The sequence below is a fragment of the Kineococcus indalonis genome, assembly GCF_009906395.1.
Taxonomy (GTDB): domain Bacteria; phylum Actinomycetota; class Actinomycetes; order Actinomycetales; family Kineococcaceae; genus Kineococcus; species Kineococcus indalonis.
This window is the reverse complement of sequence record NZ_JAAALM010000675.1, coordinates 1-1,766: the sequence shown is the minus strand read 5'-3', so window position 1 is coordinate 1,766 and position 1,766 is coordinate 1. Positions and strand designations below refer to the sequence as shown.

Sequence of the window (1,766 nt, the reverse complement as noted above, 5' to 3'; positions counted from 1 at the left end):
GTCGGTACCGTGGCCCCCGTGGTGCCCCCCTCCCGACCGCCCGTGCCCGAGGGCGCCCGCGCCGACGCCGGCGCCGGTGCGCGCGGCGGGTTCGAGGTCCGGCTGGAGAACTTCACCGGGCCCTTCGACCTGCTGCTCGGCCTGATCGCCAAGCACCAGCTCGACGTCACCGAGGTGGCGCTGGCGCGCGTGACCGACGACTTCACCGCGCACCTGCGCGCCGCCTCCGCCGGCGAGGGCGACTGGGACCTGGACGAGGTCAGCGAGTTCCTCGTCGTGGCGGCCACGCTGCTGGACCTGAAGGCCGCGCGCCTGCTGCCCGCCGCGGACGTGGAGGACCCCGAGGACCTCGCCCTGCTGGAGGCGCGCGACCTGCTGTTCGCGCGGCTGCTGCAGTACCGCGCCTACAAGCAGGTCGCCGCCGTCCTGGGCGAGCGCTTCGCGCAGGCCTCGCGCCGGGTGGCGCGCGCGGTGGCCGTCGAACCGCGCTTCGAGAAGCTGCTGCCCGAGCTGGTCCTGACCGTCAGCCCCGAGCAGCTCGCGGCGATCGCCGCGCGCGCGCTGACGCCGCGCCCGGAGCCGGTGGTGGGGCTGGACCACCTGCACGCCAGCGCCGTCAGCGTGCGCGAGCAGGCCGCGCTGCTGGTGGAGCGCCTGCGCCGCAGCGGCAGCCTGACGTTCGCGCAGCTCGCCGAGGACGCCGGCGCCGGGGAGCTGGGCACCCTGGTGGTGGTCGCCCGGTTCCTGGCGGTGCTGGAGCTGTTCCGCGAGCGGCGCGTGCGCCTGGAGCAGCCGGAGGCGCTGGGCACCCTGACGGTGCGCTGGGACGCCGCGGCCGGTGACGGGGCCGCGGGCGCGGCCTCCGTGCTGGCCGGCGTGGACGAGTTCGAGGGCGCGGAGGCCGCGCCGGGGGGAGAGCGGTGAGCGAGGACGTGCGGGACATCGCGCAGCAGCAGGTCCACCTCGTCCTCCGACTCGCCGGTGGCGGCTGGCGGGTGTACTCGCGCCCCGAGCACGCCGACGTCGTCGAGGCGTTCCTGCTGGACGGGCAGACCGCCAAGCTCACCCAGGCCGCGCTGGAGACCCTCGCGATCGTCGCCTACCGCCAGCCGGTCAGCCGCGCGCGCGTCTCGGCCGTGCGCGGGGTGTCCGTGGACGGCGTCATGCGCACCCTGCTGACCCGCGGCCTGGTGACCGAGGCGGGCGTGGAGGCCACCAGCGGCGCCACCCTGTACCGCACCACCGAGGAGTTCCTGCAGCGCGTGGGGCTGGGTTCCCTGGACGAGCTGCCGCCGCTGGCGCCGTTCCTGCCCGAGGACGTCGACCCCGACGACCTGGAGCCGCGCGAGGCGCTCGCCCCCGAGCCCGGCGCGGTGCTCGCGGGCGCCGTGGCCGACCCGGTGGCCACGCGCGCCGACCAGCCCGCCGGGCAGCCCGCCGGTGGTGCCGGCGCCGGGGCGGTCGGCGCCGGTCCCGGGGTGGGGGATGATGGTCCCGTGCGCGCGAGCGCCGCGGACGACGCGGCGCCGGAGGCCACGGCCCCGCCGCAGGCCCCCGCGACGCCCGACGAGCAGCAGGAGGAACCACGATGAGCCCCACCGCGCCCCGAGGCGGCGGCGGCCGCCGCCAGGGCGGTCCCGGCGGCCGGCCCGGCCAGGGCCGCTCCGGCGGCAAGCCGTTCGGCAAGGCCGGCGGCGCGGGGGCGGGCTGGATGTCGTCGGTCATGCGGCGCGCGGCGCCGCGGCGGGCGGGACGGCCGCCGGGCT

General features: G+C 78.5%; 1 protein-coding gene and 1 pseudogene. Both read left to right on the top strand.

Going from position 1 to position 1,766, the window contains the following annotated elements; genetic code table 11:
• Positions 1–9 precede the first annotated feature (9 nt).
• Positions 10–924: a segregation and condensation protein A gene (locus GTR00_RS20160; RefSeq protein ID WP_407659752.1), complete on the top strand. Its 915-nt coding sequence runs from the start codon at positions 10–12 to the stop codon at positions 922–924.
• Positions 915–1,592 (top strand): annotated as a pseudogene (gene scpB, locus GTR00_RS20155) (SMC-Scp complex subunit ScpB); the annotation flags it as partial. The gene GTR00_RS20160 and the pseudogene scpB, both read left to right, overlap by 10 nt.
• Positions 1,593–1,766 lie beyond the last annotated feature (174 nt).